Origin of the sequence: Bradyrhizobium sp. CIAT3101, from assembly GCF_029714945.1 — a bacterium.
In the GTDB taxonomy this organism is placed as follows: domain Bacteria; phylum Pseudomonadota; class Alphaproteobacteria; order Rhizobiales; family Xanthobacteraceae; genus Bradyrhizobium.
The window spans coordinates 5,948,111-5,965,986 of record NZ_CP121634.1; the positions used below are offsets into that span (position 1 = coordinate 5,948,111).

General features: G+C 64.7%; 14 protein-coding genes. 7 read left to right on the top strand and 7 right to left on the bottom strand.

The genetic code is table 11. The annotated features are described in order from the left end of the window. Position 1: 1 nt before the first annotated feature. From rbsK to deoC, 4 genes are all read right to left on the bottom strand, one after another. The gene (gene rbsK, locus QA645_RS28235; RefSeq protein ID WP_283044740.1) at positions 2–925 is read right to left on the bottom strand and encodes a ribokinase; all 924 of its coding nucleotides are present in this window, start codon (positions 923–925) and stop codon (positions 2–4) included. 5 nt (positions 926–930) lie between these two features. Continuing rightward, positions 931–1,386, bottom strand: coding sequence for an RbsD/FucU family protein (locus tag QA645_RS28240; protein ID WP_254130419.1), 456 nt, complete (start codon positions 1,384–1,386; stop codon positions 931–933). An 80-nt stretch (positions 1,387–1,466) separates the two neighbouring features. Then, positions 1,467–3,854 (bottom strand): aldehyde dehydrogenase family protein, encoded by a 2,388-nt coding sequence (locus QA645_RS28245; RefSeq protein WP_283044741.1) that lies wholly within the window; start codon positions 3,852–3,854, stop codon positions 1,467–1,469. 2 nt (positions 3,855–3,856) lie between these two features. After that, positions 3,857–4,774 carry a deoxyribose-phosphate aldolase gene (gene deoC, locus QA645_RS28250; protein WP_283053378.1) on the bottom strand — a complete coding sequence of 306 codons (918 nt, stop codon included), beginning with the start codon at positions 4,772–4,774 and terminating at the stop codon, positions 3,857–3,859. Between the two features lie 341 nt (positions 4,775–5,115). Here deoC and QA645_RS28255 point away from each other — a divergent pair, with 341 nt between their 5' ends. Further along, on the top strand, positions 5,116–5,910 hold the full coding sequence (locus QA645_RS28255; protein ID WP_283044742.1) for a DeoR/GlpR family DNA-binding transcription regulator: 795 nt from the start codon (positions 5,116–5,118) through the stop codon (positions 5,908–5,910). A gap of 81 nt (positions 5,911–5,991) precedes the next feature. Here the strand turns inward: QA645_RS28255 and QA645_RS28260 are convergent, their stop codons facing one another. From QA645_RS28260 to QA645_RS28270, 3 genes are all read right to left on the bottom strand, one after another. Next, positions 5,992–7,143: a substrate-binding domain-containing protein gene (locus QA645_RS28260; protein WP_254130416.1), complete on the bottom strand. Its 1,152-nt coding sequence runs from the start codon at positions 7,141–7,143 to the stop codon at positions 5,992–5,994. A gap of 105 nt (positions 7,144–7,248) precedes the next feature. After that, positions 7,249–8,241: an ABC transporter permease gene (locus QA645_RS28265; protein WP_254130415.1), complete on the bottom strand. Its 993-nt coding sequence runs from the start codon at positions 8,239–8,241 to the stop codon at positions 7,249–7,251. Further along, positions 8,238–9,818 (bottom strand): sugar ABC transporter ATP-binding protein, encoded by a 1,581-nt coding sequence (locus QA645_RS28270; protein WP_254192935.1) that lies wholly within the window; start codon positions 9,816–9,818, stop codon positions 8,238–8,240. Before QA645_RS28270 ends, QA645_RS28265 begins: the two co-directional genes overlap by 4 nt. Before the next feature lie 560 nt (positions 9,819–10,378). Here QA645_RS28270 and QA645_RS28275 point away from each other — a divergent pair. From QA645_RS28275 to QA645_RS28300, 6 genes are all read left to right on the top strand, one after another. After that, the gene (locus tag QA645_RS28275) at positions 10,379–11,629 is read left to right on the top strand and encodes an ABC transporter substrate-binding protein (protein WP_283044743.1); all 1,251 of its coding nucleotides are present in this window, start codon (positions 10,379–10,381) and stop codon (positions 11,627–11,629) included. A gap of 130 nt (positions 11,630–11,759) precedes the next feature. Continuing rightward, entirely contained in the window at positions 11,760–12,587 is an 828-nt protein-coding gene (locus QA645_RS28280) for an AraC family transcriptional regulator (RefSeq protein WP_254192934.1), read from the top strand. A 201-nt stretch (positions 12,588–12,788) separates the two neighbouring features. Continuing rightward, entirely contained in the window at positions 12,789–13,799 is a 1,011-nt protein-coding gene (locus QA645_RS28285) for a branched-chain amino acid ABC transporter permease (RefSeq protein WP_283044744.1), read from the top strand. A gap of 1 nt (position 13,800) precedes the next feature. Beyond that, on the top strand, positions 13,801–14,889 hold the full coding sequence (locus QA645_RS28290; RefSeq protein ID WP_283044745.1) for a branched-chain amino acid ABC transporter permease: 1,089 nt from the start codon (positions 13,801–13,803) through the stop codon (positions 14,887–14,889). Then, positions 14,882–15,664, top strand: a complete 783-nt coding sequence (locus QA645_RS28295) for an ABC transporter ATP-binding protein (RefSeq protein ID WP_283044746.1) — start codon at positions 14,882–14,884, stop codon at positions 15,662–15,664. Before QA645_RS28290 ends, QA645_RS28295 begins: the two co-directional genes overlap by 8 nt. After that, a complete protein-coding gene (locus QA645_RS28300) occupies positions 15,657–17,873 on the top strand; it encodes an ABC transporter permease (RefSeq protein WP_283044747.1) in 2,217 nt (738 codons plus the stop codon). Before QA645_RS28295 ends, QA645_RS28300 begins: the two co-directional genes overlap by 8 nt. Positions 17,874–17,876 lie beyond the last annotated feature (3 nt).

Here is a 17,876-nt window from a genome sequence, read left to right on the forward strand (position 1 = left end):
ATCATCGCTTCAACAGGGCTTCGATCTCGGCACGCCGCGGCATGGCGGGCGCAGTTCCCGCGCGCGTCACGGAAATCCCGGCCGTGGCCGAACCGAAGCGCGCCGCTTCCAGCGGATCGGCGCCGCCCGCCAGAGCCGCCGCGAAGCCGCCGACGAACGCATCGCCGGCGCCCGCGGTTTCGACCACCTTGCCGGCGGCGAACGGCGGCACGTGCAGCGAGCGATCTCGCCCGTGAAACAGCGCCCCGCGTTCGCCGAGCGTGATCAGCGCGGTCCCCGCGCCCTTGGCCAGCAACGCATCTCCGGCGCGGCGGGCGCCGTCAAGATCGCTCACCGCGATCCCGGTCAGCGCTTCCGCCTCGGTCTCGTTGGGAACGACGTAGTCGCACAAGGCAAACAGGCCATCGTCGAATTTGAGCGCAGGAGCCGGGTTGAATACGGTGATGCTACCCGCGGCGCGCGCGATCTCGAGACCGCGCTGCGCAGCCGCAACCGGTTGCTCGAGCTGGGTCACGAAGACGCGGCTGGTCCGAATCGCATCCGCCGCCGCGTCGACGTCGGCGGGGCTAAGACCGTCGGCCGCTCCGCTCACCACGATGATGGCGTTGTCGCCGCGCGTCTCGTGGACATAGATGAAGGCAGCGCCGGTCGGCGCATCCGCAGCCCTGGCGACGCGCGGTTTGATGCCTTCGGTTTCCCAGGTCTTGATGGCGAGATCACCGAAGGCGTCACGGCCGATCCGGGAGATGAAGGTCACATCCGCGCCCGCGCGTGCGGCGGCCACGGCCTGGTTCGATCCCTTGCCGCCTGGTCCCATGGCAAATCCTGAGCCAGCGATGGTTTCGCCGATCGCCGGCATGTTGCCGGCCCGGAAGGCCAGATCGACGACGAAGATGCCGAGCACTGCGACGCCAGTCTTGCTCATGGTCGTTACTCTCCGTCCGGCGCGATGACGCCCTTGGAGAACAGGAAGCAGCCGTAGAAGCGCCGCTCACCGGTGGCGATCACGCAGTAGGCTGCCTTGGCCTTCTCATAAAAGGCATGGCGCTCGACCCCGACCAGCGGCCAGGAGCGTCCCTCGGCGCGGTCGATCGCGGCCTGCACCTCCCGCTGCACCGGCGGCACCTCCTGCGGCTGGCCGACGATCTCCATGCGGATCGCGGCATCGTCGACGAACGTATCGAGCGGCATCACCGAGAGAATGGCCTCGATCGCCTTGGCCGTACTGACGTTGTCGATGCGAAGCAGCTCGCCGAACACGGTCTGGCGCGCGATCGAGTCGGCCGGGAAATTGGTGTCGCACACCACGAGGCGGTCGCCGTGCCCCATTGCGCGCAAGGCATACAGCACGTCGGCATTGAGCAGTGGATTGATGCCCTTGAGCATGTTGCGTCCCTCTCTTGTCTTCAAATCCTCCGAACTCTGACGGTCCGGATGCCAACCCATATCACCACGAGGTGACGTCTTTAATCCCCGTAGGGAATCCAGATGTTCTTCACCTGCACTGCATGACGAAGCAGGATTGGACCTTCGCTCGCCGCCCTGTCGTACCAATCGAGCGCCAGGCCGTGATCGACCAGCGTGCGCTTGAGGTTGCCGACCGACAGCCGCTCCGCGGCCGTCGAGGCCTCCTGCGAACCGAACACCCAGAGCGCATCGACGTCGTCGTGCTCGGCAAGGACCTTTGCAAGCGCATCGCGCTCGCCGGTGACGATGTTAACGACGCCCGCCGGCACGTCCGACGTCTCCAGCACCTGATAGAAATCGGTCGCGGCAAGCGGATGCCGTTCGCTCGGCACGGTGACGACACGGTTGCCCATCGCGATCAACGGTGCCACCAGGCTGATGAAGCCGAGCAACGGGGCCTCGTCCGGGCAGGCCACCCCGACCACGCCGATCGGCTCATGCATGGCAAGCGCCACGCCGCGCAACGGCGGTGCGTGGATCGTGCCCTCGTATTTGTCGGCCCAGGCCCCATAGCTGAACAGCCGTTCGATACTCGCCTCGACCTCCGCGCGCGCCTTTGTGGGCGAGACGCCGGTCATATCGCCGATGCGCCGGGCGAACTCGTCGCCGCGCGCGGACAGATTCTCGGCAAGGTAGTAGAGGATTTGGGCGCGATTATGCGCCGTCGCCCGCGCCCAGCCCTCGGCGGAGCGCGCGGCGGCCACCGCGTTACGGATGTCCTTGCGATTGCCTTCGCCGGTTTCGCCGAGGTGCCGGCCTTTCGGCGACAGCACCGCACGCGAATAATTTCCATCGGGGCGGACCTGCTTGCCGCCAACGAAGAGCTTGGCGGTTCGGTCGATCGACGGCGTGCCAAACCCGGCACTCTCGGGCGAGGCTTCAGGCGGTGGCGCCAGCTTGGCTCGCGCTTTCCGCCCACTCCACGCCTTCGGCTTGAGATATTCGGTGAGGCCCTCCCGGCCGCCCTCGCGCCCGAACCCGGACTCGCGGTAGCCGCCGAAACCGACGCTGGCGTCGAACAAATTGGTCGCATTGACCCAGACCACGCCGGCCTGAAGCTTTGGCGCGATGTCGAGCGCGAGCCCGATGGTTTCGCTCCACACGCTGGCGGCAAGGCCATAGCGCGTGTTGTTGGCGAGCATCACCGCCTCATCAGGCGTGCGGAACGTCATCGCGACCAGCACGGGGCCGAAGATCTCTTCGATCGCCACGGTCGAGGACGGATGCACATTCCAAAGCAAGGTCGGGGGATAAAAGCAGCCTTCCGCGGGGATCGCCCCCGGCGCCTGATACTTCTCGGCACCCTCCTTGACGCCGGTTTCGACCAGCGCCTTGATCCGCTCGAGCTGCACCGGTGCGACCACCGCGCCCATGTCGATCGCCTTGTCGAGCGGCGGACCAACACGCAGCGTCTCCATGCGGCGGATCAGGCGCTTGCGGAATGTCTCTGCAATCCCCTCCTGCAGCAGCAGCCGCGATCCGGCGCAACAGACCTGGCCTTGGTTGAACCAGATCGCATCGACCACGCCTTCGACAGCGCCATCGATATCGGCGTCGTCGAACACGATGAACGGCGACTTGCCGCCGAGCTCGAGCGTCAGCGACTTGCCACTGCCTGCGGTCGATTGACGGATCAAGCGACCGACCTCGGTCGATCCCGTGAAGGCGATCTTGTCGACATCGGGGTTTTCGACGAGCAACGCGCCGGTGGCGCCATCGCCCGTCACCACATTCAACACACCGGGCGGCAGGCCGGCTTCCGCCGCGAGCTCGGCGAACAGCAGCGCAGTGAGCGAGGTGAATTCCGCCGGCTTCAGCACCACGGTGTTGCCGGTCGCCAGCGCCGGCGCGATCTTCCAGGCCAGCATCAGCAGCGGAAAGTTCCAGGGGATGATCTGGCCGATCACACCGACCGGGACATGGTCGGCGAATTCGCGCTCCTGCAATTGCGCCCAGCCGGCGTGATACAGGAAGTGGCGCGCAGCGAGTGGCACGTCGAGATCGCGGGTTTCCCTGACCGGCTTGCCATTGTCGATCGCTTCCAGCACCGCGAACAGACGGGCATGACGTTGCAGCATGCGCGCCAGCGCATAAAGGTGACGGGCACGACCGTGGCCACCGAGTTTTGCCCATTGCGGCTGCGCCGATCGCGCGGCGCCGACGGCGGCCTCGACATCGGCCGCGATGCCTTGCGCGAGTTTGGCCAGCGTCTTTCCGGTGGCCGGCTCGATCGTCGTCAGATGCTTGCCCGAGGCCGGCGCGGCAAATTTGCCCGCGATGAAATGCCCGAACGTCGCCTCGTGCCGCTTCAGCCAGGCGCGCGCCTCACCATCCGCCTCGGGAGCGGGACCATAATCCATGGTCTCGTAGTAATGTGCGATGCTCATGCTCAGCCCACGGGGTGACGGTTGAAGGCCGAGTAGCGGCCGGTAACGTGATGCTCAAGCTGGCGCTCGATGTCGGCGAGCAGGCTCGAGGCGCCGACGCGAAACAGTTCCGGCTCGAGCCAATCGCGTCCCAACTCCTCCTTCATCAGGAACTGGTAGTTGAGCACATCCTTCGCCGTCGAAATTCCGCCAGCCGGCTTGAAGCCGATCTTGAAGCCGGTGCGCTCCTCATAGACCCTGATCATGCGCAGCATCGCGAGCGTCACCGGCAGCGTGGCATTGACACCCTCCTTGCCGGTGGAGGTCTTGATGAAGTCGGCGCCGGCCATCATGCAGACCATCGACGCCTTGGCGACGTTGCGCAGCGTCTTGAGGTCGCCGGTTGCCAGGATCGTCTTGAGATGCGCATCACCGCAGGCGGCGCGGAAGTCCCGGACCTCGGCGTAGAGCGCGCGCCAATCTCCGGTCAGCACATGCTCACGGGTGATGACGATGTCGATCTCCTGCGCACCGTCCCTGACAGACGCCTCGATCTCCTTGAGCTTGAGATCGTGGGGTATGAGTCCCGCAGGGAATCCGGTCGAAACTGCAGCGACCGGAATGTCATACCCATCGAGCGCTTCGACCGCGGTTGCGACGAAGCGGTGATAGACGCAGATCGCGCCGGTATGCAGCCCGCGCCCGGCAAAGCCGAGAGCCTCGAGCAGGTCGCTTCGCAACGGCGCCCTCGCCTTGGCGCAGAGCCGCTTCACGCGTTCGGCTGTATCGTCGCTGTTGAGTGTCGTCAGGTCGATGCAGGTGATCGCCTTCAGCAACCAAGCTGCCTGCGCGTCCTTCTTGACTGTGCGTCGGCCCGGCAGGCTCGCAACGCGGCGCTCGACGGCCGACAGATTGATCCTGATCTCGTCGACCCAGTCCATCTCGAGGGCGCGGCCGCTGTTGCGCGCGATCGGATGCAGATGATTGTGATCCCGCGCATGAGGCTGCGCCGGCACCGCGGATGGATTTGATATCAAGACGCCCTGCGCCATCGGTACGCCCGTGCGATGCTAGCGAATCGGCTGAAACGGCAGATAGACTGAATGTGCCGATTGCAACATGCGACCCTCCCATCCCTTGCCCGCTGGAGCTTCTGCTGCCTGCCATCGCGGACAGCGAAACGCCCTTCGGACCAGATGTTATTATTGTAACAAATTGACGTTGCTAAACTCACATCATTGTAAGATCATTGTCAACCGGATAAGCAGGCTCGGTGACGAAAATGACTGAAACACCGGTTGCACGACCCAGTGAGACCCGCGTCCAGCGGTTGCAGCGGCTGCGTCGCGCCGTCGAGACGAGCGGCGCACTGCATCTGAAGGACGCCGCAGAGCTGCTGAAGGTGTCGGAGATGACGGTCAGGCGCGACCTTGCCGGACCCGAGGCGGCGCTCGCCCTGCTCGGCGGCTACGTCGTCAACGCGGCGTCGCCGACCGGGATCAAGTACACGTTCGAGCAGGAAATCGACCAGCACACCCAGGACAAGCGCCTCGCCTGCCGATCCGCAGCCGCCTCGATCAAGGAAGGCGACACCATCTTCATCGACTGCGGCACCACGATGCAGTCGCTGGCGGATTGCCTGCCTGAGGACATGCCGCTCTCGGTGATCTGCTATTCGCTGAACGTCGCCTCGATCGTCACCCACCGTCCGGCGACGCAGGTGATGCTGATGGGCGGGCTCTACCATCCGTCCTCGCAGTCGTTCTCGTCGGATGACGGCCTGTCCTATCTGCGGCGGCTCGGGGTCAACAAGGCGTTCGTCTCGGCCGGCGGCCTGCATTGGACCCGCGGCGCGAGCTGCTCGAATTTTCACGAAGTCGCCATCAAGCAGGCCGTCATTGCGACCGCGATGGAGAGCATCCTCGTGGTCGACGCCAGCAAGCTCGGCAGCCTCAAGCCGGCGTTCTTCTCCGACGTCAGCTCGTTCTCGCGGATCATCGTCGGTGGCTCCGTGTCGGCAGACACGCGCAAGCACTTCCGCAGCCTCCCCGTCGAATACGTCACCAGCGCAGCCTGATCCGGACGGGGGCTGGTTCGCCCGGATCAGGTCGGCCGGAACGATGCGCGGTCCCGCAGAACCGCGCATCGCTATTGCAGGCTAGTTGCAGGCGGGCTTCGCCTTGTTGCAGGCATCGGTCAGTTCGGCCGGCGGATCCTTCTTGAACACGGTCTTGTAGGACTCCAGCACATTCGACTGCGTCACCGGCAGCGACTGCACACCGACCCAGCCGGGCGTTTCCTTGCCCAGCAGCGCATTCATCATCGCCATCGCCTCGGCGACGCCCTGATCATAAGGACGCTGCGAGCCGGTCGCCTTCAGCGGACCGCCCTTGGCGATCTCGATGGCCGATTGCAGGCCGAGGTCGACCGTCGTCATGGGAATATCGATGCCCTGGGCGCGCATCGAGCTCAGCGTATCGAGTGCCGGCTGATCCCACACCGCGTAGAGTCCCTTGACGTCCGGATTGCCGGTCAGGAAGTCGCCCGCGATCTGCGAGACCTTCGGCGGATCGGTGAAGTCGACCTGCTTCATCTTGATGTCGGGCCGGTTCGCCTTCATCCACTCCCGCACGCCCTTGGTGCGCTCGTTGGTGCTGAAATAGTCGACACCGAAATTGACGAGACCGATGGTGCCGCCCTGCGGCATGCAGGACGCCAGGATCTGCGCCGCGATCTGACCGTTGCCCTGGCTGTCCGCCGAGACCATCGTCGCGTATTCCTCGGGATGCTTCAGGCCGGTCGGGATGCTGTCCATCAGCACGAGCTTGATGCCGGCCTTGGCGATCTTCTTGTAGGTCGGGGCAGTTGCGGTGAAATCGACCGGGATCGAGATGATTCCGTCCGGATGCTGCTGGATGGTGTTCTCGATATCGGCGATCTGCTTGTCCACCTGATATTCGGCGGATGCGACGCCCGTCACCGTCACGCCGTACTTCTTCAGCGTATCGGTGATGCCCTGGATCTGGAGCTGCGACCAGTCGAGGTTGACCGTCTGCATGGAGATGCCGACCTTGAAGTTCTTCTCCTTGATCTTCGCGGCATCCGCCTCCGACAGCGCGAGCACCTCGGGGGAAGCCGCCTTCTCGCCGTGGGGTCCCTGGCCGACGATCGACTTCGGCCCGAGCTTGGCGAGATCGACACCCTTGACGCAGGTCGCGGGCACTTCGGCGCGAGCCGACGGGATCATCGAAAGGGCGGCAGCGGCCGCCAACGCAGTCAAAGGCAAGGTCTGTCGCAAGATTGGCTTCATTGTTTCCTCCATTTTTTGGTCGCCGATTCACCGGAGGGCCAGCGACCTTGCCCCTACCCGCGCCGCGCAATGAACTTGTTGGTCATGCGCTGCGCCTGACTTCGACTAGCGTTTTGTGAAAGCAACCGCGGCAACGATGATCGCGCCCTTGATCACGAGCTGCATCGGCGAGCTCACGCCGAGCAGAACGAGTCCATTGTTGAGCGTGCCGATGATCAGGCTGCCGAACAGCGTTCCCAGGATGTAGCCGCGCCCGCCGAACAGGCTGCAACCGCCAAGGATCACAGCGGCGATGACGTCGAGCTCCATGCCCTGCACGACATCTGGCCGCGCGGCATGTGAACGCGCCGACAGCACCAGCGCCGCCAATCCGGCGAGCGTGCCGGTCAGAACAAAGGCCGCCGTCGTGATCCGTTTGGTGTTGATGCCGGAGTAGAGCGCCGCGGTCGGATTGCCGCCGACCGCATAAATGCGCCGGCCGAACACGTTATAATGCAGCAGCAGGATGCCGACGATCATCGCCGCCAATGTCCAGGCGATCGGAACCGGTATGCCGAGGAACGTGCCTTCGCCGAAGATCGCGAAATAGGTCTCGTTGGTGATGATGACAGGCTTGGTGTTGGTCACCATCATCGCCAGTCCCCGCGCCATGCTCAGCGAGCCGAGCGTCACAAGGAACGACGGGATCGACAGCTGCGTCGTCAGGATGCCGTTGATCAGCCCGACCAGCGCGCCGGTGCCGAGGCCGGCCACGGCACCCACGATCCAGCTGTTGTTGATTTGGCTCATCGCGAGCGCGGCCGCCATGCCCGATAGCGCCAACGTCGAGGCAACCGACAGATCGATCTGTCGCGCGATGATGATGAAGGTCATGCCGACCGCGATGATCGACACCAGCGTGGTCTGGCGCCCGATGTTCAGGAAATTATCGACCGAGAGGAACCATGGCGAGGACAGGCTGAACACCACCAGCAGGATCACGAAGGCGATGTACAGCATGTACGGCCGCTCGCCCCGCAGCAGATTCTGAAGAATCCTGCGGCGGCGATCGGATCGGGTCGACGCGGCGACCATGTTGGGAGCAGTCAGTTCGGTCATGCGGGAAGCTCTTGCAAGTGGCCTGGCCCGGAGGCCTGGTACATCTGGAGGAGATGATGCAGCTCTTCGGCATCATCGATCTCGCCGCGCGACAGCGTGCGCGCCACACGGCCGTCGACGATCACGGAGATCCGGTCGCAGAGCTCGATCAATTCGACGAGGTCGGACGAGACGACCAGGACTCCGCTGCCGTCGCGGACGGCATTCCGGATCACGGCATAGATTTCCTCGCGTGCGCCGACGTCGACGCCGACCGTCGGTTCATCCAGGAGCAGCACGCGCGGCCGCGGATCATTCCATTTTCCGAACACGACCTTTTGCTGGTTGCCGCCGGAGAGCGTCCTCACCAGGCTGAACGCGCCCGGCGCTTTCACCGAAAGCCTGGCAACCGCGGTTTCCGCGCGCTTCGCCGCAGCGCGTTGCTGCATCCAGCCCCAGCGCGAGAAATGGGGAATCCGCGGCAAGGTGACGTTGCGTTCGATCGAATGATCCAGGACCAGGCCCTGCACGTGCCGGTCTTCCGGCACCAGCGCGATACCCTGCTCGATCGCATCGGCGGGCCCTCCCGGCAGCCATCGCCGGCCCTCGATCTCGATCGCGCCGCTTTCGATCGGCCGGAGACCGAACACCGTCTCCAGAATCTCCGTGCGTCCGCTGCCGATCAATCCGGCGAGGCCGTGGATCTCACCCTTCAGCACGGACAGATCGACGGCGCGGAGCCGGTCGTTGGACACGTCCGACAACGCCAAAACCGACGACGGATCCACGTCGCGCTTCGCGACAGGTTCGGACCGCGGGCCGGTGGGCGCGGATCGATCGGTTCCGACGATCGCGTTCACCAGCCGCTTCATGTCGGTCTCGGCGGTCACAAACGTGCCCGCATTGGCGCCGTCACGCAGCACCGTGACGCGCTGCGAGATCTCGAACACCTCGTTGAGCCGGTGGGTCACATAGATCACGCCGACGCCGCGACGCGTCGCCTTCCCGATCGCATCGAACAGAATCCGAACCTCATCCGATGTCAGCGAGGAGGTCGGCTCATCGAGGATCAGAAGCCGGACCTCGCCCATCAAGGCCTTGGCGATCTCCGTCATCTGGCGATAGGCGAAAGGCAGCGAGCCGACAGTCGCTTTGGTATCCAGGGGAATGCCGAGCTCGTTGAGGAACGCCTCGGCCCTCGCCATCAGCGCGCGCTGGCGGACAAAGCCTAGCGCAGCGCGTGGCTCACGGCCGAGCAACAGATTGTCCGCGACGCTCAGGGATTCGACGAGGCTGAGGTCCTGATAGACGACGGCGATCCCCGCCTCGCGCGACTTCGCCGGGCTGTCGAATTCCACCGGCCTGCCGGCGATCTCGATCGTGCCGCTGTCGAGGGCATGCACACCACTGAGGATCTTGATCAGCGTGGATTTTCCCGCGCCGTTCTCGCCCAGCAGCGCATGTACCTCGCCGGCACGGACCTCGAGGTTGACGTCGCGTAGCGCCCGCACGCCGCCAAAACGCTTGTTGATGCCACTGACCATCACAAGCGAGGTCGACGTCCCTGGCTCTGCTGTACCCGAACCGGACAATTCCAAACTTTCCTCCCGTCGCCCTGCGAGACGCTGGTACGATGGTGACATATTGTTATTTTTGCAACTTATCTTGTTATAATTCTATCACCTCGGGCGACCTGTCAATGGCCGATCGCGTGTTGTCGCCGGCTGAATTGAGCGCTGCCTCCGGTCGGCCCTCGGTCGCTCCCAGGTGGCGAACTCGGCCGGCACCTCGAAGATTTCGGTTTGCCGGATTGACCGTGCACGTGCTGGTTGCGGTTGCCCCAAGCGACCGAGCGCAGAGCAGCATCTTGATCGCGGCGGGTCGCCGAGACCACGCGCTGCCGTGACTGCATGAACGATGGGCGACGATGCTGATCACGACGTCGGCGCGCGACGTTGCACCGCGGAACGATTTGCGACGCACCATTCAAAATGAGACTGCCTGTTAAGCCGCACAGGGCTCCCACCCGTGCGTCGTATCCGAGTTCGGTTAGCCTCCACCTCAAGAACCGTTGGTCTTGCAAAACCGTCGCACCGCGCGGCGGACGCGCGAGAGCGCGGCGAAAAACAGCGACAAGAACGTCCCAGGGAGGAGAGCAATGTTGAAAGGCAGTCTAGGACTGATCGCGTTGAGCAGCCTGTTGTTGTCGGGCACGGCCTTCGCGCAGGAGAAGATCAAGGTCGGCGTCACCGCGACGCTCGAAGGCACCTACACCGTGCTCGGCGAGGACGGCATCCGCGGCTTCCAGACCGCACTCAACGTGCTCGGCAAGAAGGTCGGCGACAAGGAACTCGAATTCGTCATTGCCTCGACCAATGCGACGCCCGATTCCGCGGTTCGCGCCGTGCGCAAGCTGATTGAGCAGGACAAGGTGCAGATCCTGCTGTCTCCGCTGTCAGGCGACGAGGGCATCGCGGTCAAGAATTTTGCCAAGACCCATCCCGAGCTGACCTTCATCAACGCCGCCTCCGGCGCGCAGGAAACGACCTATGTCGATCCAGCCCCGAACTTCTTCCGCTACAACATGGACGGCGCGCAGTGGCAGGTCGGCCTCGGCAAATATGCCTATGACGAAAAGAAGTATCGAAAGATCGCGACCGTCGGCGAGGACTATTCCTTCATCTACACCCAGGTGTTCGGCCTCGTGCTCGAATTCTGCGGCGCCGGCGGACAGGTCACCAACCGGCAATGGGTGCCACTCGGCACCAAGGATTTTGCCTCGGTCATCGCCGCGCTGCCTGACGACGTCGACGCGATCTATCTCGGCCTCGGCGGCGCCGACGCCGTCAACTTCCTCAACCAGTACCAGCAGGCGGGCGGCAAGGCCCATCTGATGGGCGGCTCGATCATGATCGACCAGACCATTTTGTCGTCCAAGGGCAACGCCAAGAACGCGCTGGTCGGCACGCTCGCCGCGAGCGGTCAGGCCGATACCTGGGAGGATCCGGGTTGGCAGAAGTTCGTGAAGGACTACCAGGACGCCTTCCCACCGAACAAGCGGTTCCCGAGTCCGTCGCTGCTCGCCACCAATTATTACGGCTCGACCATGGCGCTGATTCTGGCGCTGCGTCAGGTCAACGGCGATCTCAGCGACAACCAGTCCAAGTACAAGGCCGCGCTGGCGAAGATCGAGCTCGATGCGCCCAACGGCAAGATCAAGCTCGACGCCAACCGTCAGGCGATCGGCACCAACTTCGTCACCGAAGTCGTCGACGACGGCAAGGGCGCGTTGTTCTCGAAGGTCGTGAAGGTGATCCCGAACGTGAACCAGACGCTGGGCTACGACCCCGCCGTGTTCGCCAAGATCGGCTTGCCAAGCCGTACAGTACCGGAATGTAAGAAGTACTGACGTAGTCGCATCAGCGACGCCATGACTGATCGGGGAGAGATTTGCGAAGAGCGCGACACGTGCGCCCTTGCATTCTCTCCCCGGTTGTTGAACGCTATCAAAAAAGACAAAAGCTTCCGGGAGAGAAGGCATGAGCCGGGCGCTCGCCGTCTTCCACGGCCGCTTCGGCCGGGCGACGGTCTATCAGTTGAACCGCCCCTTCAACATCCACGCACATCGCGAAGGTCATTTGATCTTCCATGTCGGGGGCCGTCCCGCATGTATCGATGTCAACGATGGACGTTACGAGCTCACCGAAGGCTCCGTCGTCGCGGTCAATCCGTGGGAGCCGCATAATTTCCTCCCGTCTGATCTCGACGGCGGCGCGGTCTTCTTCGTGCTCTATGTCAATGCGGAGTGGTTCGCGCCCGATGCGCCCGGCGCCGACCGCCTGCGCTTCGGACGCACCCAGTTCGCGCGATCGGTCGCACTGGACAAGCATATCCGGCACGCAGCGGCCCTTGTGTGCGGCGCACCCTCGCTGAATAGCCTCGATGGCGAGCTGAGAAGCCTGATCGACATCTGCTACGACGAAAGCTGGCAGCAGGCCGAGCTCACGCGGGATCCGCGCGCGAATGGCTCCGTCACCGATTTTCGCGTTCGCAAGTGCATCAAGATGATGTCGGAGAGCCCCGGCGCCGAGATCGAGCTCGATACCATCGCGCGCGAATCCGGCCTGTCGCGACCGCATTTCTACCGGCTGTTCCGCACCCAGACCGGCGTTACCCCTCACCTCTATCTCAACACGCTGATGATGGAGCAGGCGCTGGAGGCGCTGGTGGCGAGCGAAGCGCCGATCGCCGATATCGGCTTCGATCTCGGCTTCTCCTCGCAGAGCGGGTTCACCCGTTTCTTCGCCGCCAATGTCGGGATGGCGCCGACCGATTATCGCCGCGCGGCCAAGGTTTTGCGCGGCTGACGAACGCGCGAAAAGATACTCACGATCAAATGCCCTCCCGTGCGTCCCATTAGGATGCGCAGAACGCGATCCCGACTAGAGGATCGCGGTCGATAGGGAGCGCATGTTCATGGCAGGGCTTGCGGCCGGCAACGGTCTGCGTGCCCCCTCACCTCGCTTGAACGCAGAGGGTTGGAGGGACGTGACGATGGAGCGGCGATCATGACCCGCTTTGTCGAACGCCATCCGGCATGGGCGCTGATTGTCATCATCGCCGTCGCAGTCGCGCTGTGGCTGATCTTCGCCGTATGGCCCCTGGGGCTTGAAGAGGCGATCGGTCGCAAGCGCGTGTTCCTCAACGCGGTCTTCAACGGCATCACGCTCGGCGGTCTCTATTTCCTCGTCGCCAGCGGCTTCACGCTGATCTTCGGCCTGATGCGCAACGTCAACCTCGCGCACGGCTCGCTCTATCTGTTCGGCGGCTATGTCGGCTACGCCATCAGCGCCTCGACCGGCTCCTGGATCCTGTCCTTCATCGTTGCCTTCATCCTGACGGCGCTGGTCGGCGTCCTGCTTCAGGTTCTGGTGTTCCGCCGCATGGAGGGCCAGGATCTGCGCCAGACCATGGTGACGATCGGGCTTTCGATCGTGTTCGCCGATCTCATGCTGTGGGCCTGCGGCGGCGACTTCTATCAGATCCAGACCCCGAACTGGCTGATCGGCCCCATCGAGCTGCCACTGATCACCGCGGTGAAATCCTCGGGCGAACCGGTCTATCTGCGCTATCCGCTGGTGCGGCTTGTGATCTTCCTGGCCTCCGTGATCATCGGCATCGCGATGTGGCTCGCGCTCAACCGCACCCGGATCGGCATGATCATCCGCGCCGGTGTCGACGATCGTGACATCCTTGCCGCGACTGGCGTGCGCATCCAGATCGTCTTCGTGCTGGTCTTCGCGCTCGGCGCCGGGCTTGCCGGCATCGCAGGCGTCGTGGGCGGCACCTTCCAGTCACTCTCCCCCGGTGAGGACATCCGTTTCCTGCTCGCATCCCTCGTGGTCGTGATCGTCGGCGGCATGGGCTCGATACCAGGCGCCGCGCTCGGCGCGCTGATCATCGGCCTCGCCGAGCAACTCGGCTCGGTCTACATCCCGACCTATGCCATCGTCGTGACGTTCCTGATCATGGTGCTGGTGCTGGCGCTTCGGCCGCAGGGCCTGCTCGCGAGGCGCTGACATGTCCGTCACCCACGATGCCCGCGTCCAGATTCACAAGCCCGCCCCGACGGCACAGCGGCCGGCCGTACGCGGCTGGCCCGACGTCAACAATCCCGCGGCCTGGATCGTGGCGGTCATCCTCCTGATCATGCCGCTGATCGCCAACGGCTTCTTCCTGATCGAGATCTTCGCGACCACGCTGATCCTCGGCACCATCGCGCTCAGCTTGATGTTCCTGGCAGGTTACGGCGGCATGGTCAGCCTGATGCAGCTCACCATCGCAGGCTTCTGCGCCTACATGGTCGCGGTGTTCGGCACCAGCGACAACGCCAATATCAGCCTGGGCTGGCCGTGGTGGCTGGCGGTACCGATGGCGCTGACACTCGCAACCATCTTCGGCACGCTCGGCGGCGCACTCGCGGTGCGCACCGAGGGCATCTACACCATCATGATCACGCTCGCGATCGGCGCAGCCTTCTACTACTTCACCAACCAGAACTGGGCGATCTTCAACGGCCACACCGGCATCAACAACGTCGGGACGCCGCGCTTCTGGGGCGTCAACTGGCGCGCCGACATCCCCTTCTATTACATCGTGCTTGCAGTCGCCGCGCTCTGCTATTTTGCGGTCGACTACATCTCCCGGGCGCCGTTCGGGCTCGCGCTCCAGGGCGTGCGCGACAATCCGCGCCGCATGGCCGCGCTCGGCTTCAACGTCAATGCCCACCGCGTCGCCGCTTATGCGGTCGCGTCCTTCATCGCCGGGCTCGCGGGCGTGCTCCAGGTCTGGAATTATCGCCAGATCTCGCCCGGCTCGGTCAGTGTCGGCGCCTGCATCGATATCCTCATCATTGCTGTCGTCGGCGGCATCACCCGGCCGGTCGGCCCCTACATCGGTGCACTGGTGTTCGTGCTCCTGCGCACCTTCGCGCTGGATTTCCTGGTCAAGATCGGACTCGACGGCAACCGTTTCCGGCTGCTGATCGGACTTGGCTTCCTCGCCATCGTGTTCTGGTCGTCAGATGGCGTGATCGGCCTGTGGCAACGCTGGCGCCAGAGCCAACGTCCCTCGTCAGATCGCCCGGGCGGAGGGCGCGGCCATGGATAGCGTCGCCCAGCGCCTCTCCGCCGTCGGCGCCGGCGCGGCCCTCGAGCTCCGCGGTGTCACCCGGCTGTTCGGCGCGCTGGCGGCGCTGACCGACGTCACCATCACCGTGCGGCCCGGCGAGCGGCGCGCCGTGCTCGGCTCCAACGGCGCCGGCAAGACCACGCTGTTCAACTGCATCACCGGCGACTTTCCGCCGACATCGGGCACGATCCGCTTCTTCGGCGAGGACGTGACGCACTTCCCGCCCTATGAACGTATCCGCCGCGGGTTGCGGCGGACCTATCAGATCTCCGCACTGTTCCCCGGCCTCACGGTGCAGGACAATGTCTACCTCGCCTGCCGTGGCGTCTCGCGCGGACGGTTCTCGTTCCTGCGTCCCGGCCAGAACGATGCGCTGATGCACGCGGCCGACGGTCTCGTGCAGGCCGTGCACCTCACCGCGGTGAAGGATCAGCGCGTCGCCGAGCTCGCACATGGCCAGCAGCGCCAGCTCGAAATCGCGCTGGCGCTCGCCGGCGCGCCGCGCTTCGTGCTGTTCGACGAACCTGCCGCCGGTCTCTCACCGACTGAACGGGCCGAACTAGTCGAGATCCTGACCTCGCTGCCGGCGCATATCGGCTACATCGTCATCGAGCACGATATGGACGTGGCGCTGCGCGTCGTCGAGAGCGTCACGATGATGCATAACGGCCGCATCTTCAAGGAAGGCGTGCCGGAGGAGATCCAGTCCGACCCCGAGGTGCAGGAGCTTTATCTCGGAGGCGGCCATGAATGAGGTCCGCCGCTCCGCCGCAGCGCTCGAGGTCCGAGGCCTCGACGTCTATTACGGCCATTCACACGCGCTGCAGGGCGTCGACCTTTCGCTCGACACCGGCGTCTTCTCGGTCGTCGGCCGCAACGGCATGGGCAAGACCACGCTGTGCAAGGCGATCATGGGCCTGGTGTCGGTCAGCGGCGGCTCGATCCGCGTCCGCGGCGAGGACATCACACGGCGGCCACCCGCGCATATCGCGCGGCTCGGCGTCGGCTATGTGCCGCAAGGACGCCGGCTGTGGCGCTCGCTGAGCGTCGACGAACATCTGCGGCTCGCCGGGGGCATACGCTCCGGCGCCTGGACCGTCGAGCGCATCTACGACACGTTTCCGCGGCTCGCCGAGCGCAAGGACCATGGCGGCGGCCAACTCTCCGGAGGCGAGCAGCAGATGCTCGCAATCTCGCGTGCGCTGCTGACCAATCCGCAGTTGCTGATCATGGACGAGCCGACCGAAGGGCTTGCGCCCGTCATCGTCGCCCAGGTCGAGGAAATGCTGCTGCAGCTCGGCGAGGACGGCGACATGTCCGTGCTCGTAATCGAGCAGAACATCGGCGTCGCCACCGCGGTCTCGCGCAATGTCGCGATCATGGTCAACGGCCGCATCAACCGCATCATCGACTCTGGCCGGCTGTCCGCCGATCGCGGGCTGCAGCAGCGCCTGCTCGGCGTCGGGCTCCACGCCGAGCTCGAACCCGACATCGATGGGTCCACCGCCGGCGGTGAAATGAAGCCGCTCCCGCAACCGACGCGTACCGGCGGACCGATCCGGATCTACATCTCCAATCCGACACCGCCGACACGGTGGTCGCAGCCGGTCCCGATCGGACGCATCGAGGCCGCTGCACGTACGCTCTCGACGCAGGTCGCGCGCCTCGACGAAACCGCACGGCGCAAGCGAGAGCCGGTGACGGCGCAAACCTCCGGACCGCCGGTCGTGTTGGTCGTCGGCACGATCGACACCAAAGGCACGGAGTTGCGCTTCATCCGCGACATCATTGCCGAAAGCGGCCTGCGCACACGTCTCGTCGACGTCTCCACCAGCGGCAAGCATGCAACCTGCGATGTCTCCGCGCAGGAAATCGCGCTGAACCACGGCCGCGGCGGCTCGGCCGTGTTCGGCCCGGACCGCGGTACTGCAGTCACCGCAATGGCCGACGCGTTCGCCAACTGGATCAAGCGGCAGGGCAATGTTGCCGGCGTGATTTCCGCCGGCGGCTCGGGTGCAGCATCACTGGTCGCGCCGGGCATGCGCACCCTCCCCGTCGGCGTGCCAAAACTGATCATCTCCTCGGTCGCCTCCGGCGACGTCGCGCCCTATGTCGGCCCTGCCGACATCACCATGATGTACTCGGTCACCGACGTGCAGGGCCTCAATTCGATCTCGCGCGGTGTGCTGTCGAATGGCGCCAATGCGATCACCGGCATGGTCAAGGCCCGGCTCGATCAGCGCGAGGCCAAGGAGCGAGCGGCGAGCGCCGGACTGCCGTCAGTCGGAATCACCATGTTCGGCGTCACCACGCCGGCTGTGCAGAAGATCGCAGCCGATCTGCGCGACGACTTTGAATGCCTCGTCTTCCACGCCACCGGCGTCGGCGGCCGTTCGATGGAGAAGCTGGTCGACTCCGGCCAGATCGCCGGCGTCATCGATCTCACGACCACCGAGATCTGTGACCTCCTGATGGGCGGCGTATTTCCCGCGACGGAGGACCGCTTCGGTGCCGTCATTCGCAGCCGCCTGCCCTATGTCGGCTCGGTCGGCGCCCTCGACATGGTCAATTTCGGCGCCCCCGACACCATCCCCGAGCGCTATCGCGGCCGCAAATTCCACGTCCACAATCCGCAGGTGACCTTGATGCGGACGACAGTGGAGGAGAATGAGCGCATGGGCCGCTGGATCGGCGAACGGCTCAACCAGATGGACGGACCCGTGCGCTTCTTCCTGCCCGAGGGCGGCGTCTCCGCGCTCGATGCCCGCAGCCAGCCGTTTTGGGACCCAGAGGCCGACGCCGCCCTGTTCCGCGCGCTGGAGCGCACGGTACGTTCGACAGGCAACCGCCAACTGATCCGCGTCAAGCAGAACATCAACGATCCCGAGTTCGCCTCGACCATCACAGCTGCGTTCCGAACATTGTTCGGACGCGCCGGGGCGCGCCGGAGACTAGCGAGGTGACCG

What these genes read in the sequence shown, in the direction of transcription:
- QA645_RS28265 (WP_254130415.1), bottom strand. Translation starts at nt 8,241, where the DNA reads ATGACCGAACTGACTGCTCCCAACATGGTCGCCGCGTCGACCCGATCC.
- QA645_RS28240 (WP_254130419.1), bottom strand. Translation starts at nt 1,386, where the DNA reads ATGCTCAAGGGCATCAATCCACTGCTCAATGCCGACGTGCTGTATGCC.
- rbsK (WP_283044740.1), bottom strand. Translation starts at nt 925, where the DNA reads ATGAGCAAGACTGGCGTCGCAGTGCTCGGCATCTTCGTCGTCGATCTG.
- QA645_RS28255 (WP_283044742.1), top strand. Translation starts at nt 5,116, where the DNA reads ATGACTGAAACACCGGTTGCACGACCCAGTGAGACCCGCGTCCAGCGG.
- QA645_RS28290 (WP_283044745.1), top strand. Translation starts at nt 13,801, where the DNA reads ATGTCCGTCACCCACGATGCCCGCGTCCAGATTCACAAGCCCGCCCCG.
- QA645_RS28260 (WP_254130416.1), bottom strand. Translation starts at nt 7,143, where the DNA reads ATGAAGCCAATCTTGCGACAGACCTTGCCTTTGACTGCGTTGGCGGCC.
- QA645_RS28295 (WP_283044746.1), top strand. Translation starts at nt 14,882, where the DNA reads ATGGATAGCGTCGCCCAGCGCCTCTCCGCCGTCGGCGCCGGCGCGGCC.
- QA645_RS28245 (WP_283044741.1), bottom strand. Translation starts at nt 3,854, where the DNA reads ATGAGCATCGCACATTACTACGAGACCATGGATTATGGTCCCGCTCCC.
- QA645_RS28280 (WP_254192934.1), top strand. Translation starts at nt 11,760, where the DNA reads ATGAGCCGGGCGCTCGCCGTCTTCCACGGCCGCTTCGGCCGGGCGACG.
- QA645_RS28300 (WP_283044747.1), top strand. Translation starts at nt 15,657, where the DNA reads ATGAATGAGGTCCGCCGCTCCGCCGCAGCGCTCGAGGTCCGAGGCCTC.
- QA645_RS28275 (WP_283044743.1), top strand. Translation starts at nt 10,379, where the DNA reads ATGTTGAAAGGCAGTCTAGGACTGATCGCGTTGAGCAGCCTGTTGTTG.
- deoC (WP_283053378.1), bottom strand. Translation starts at nt 4,774, where the DNA reads ATGGACTGGGTCGACGAGATCAGGATCAATCTGTCGGCCGTCGAGCGC.
- QA645_RS28285 (WP_283044744.1), top strand. Translation starts at nt 12,789, where the DNA reads ATGACCCGCTTTGTCGAACGCCATCCGGCATGGGCGCTGATTGTCATC.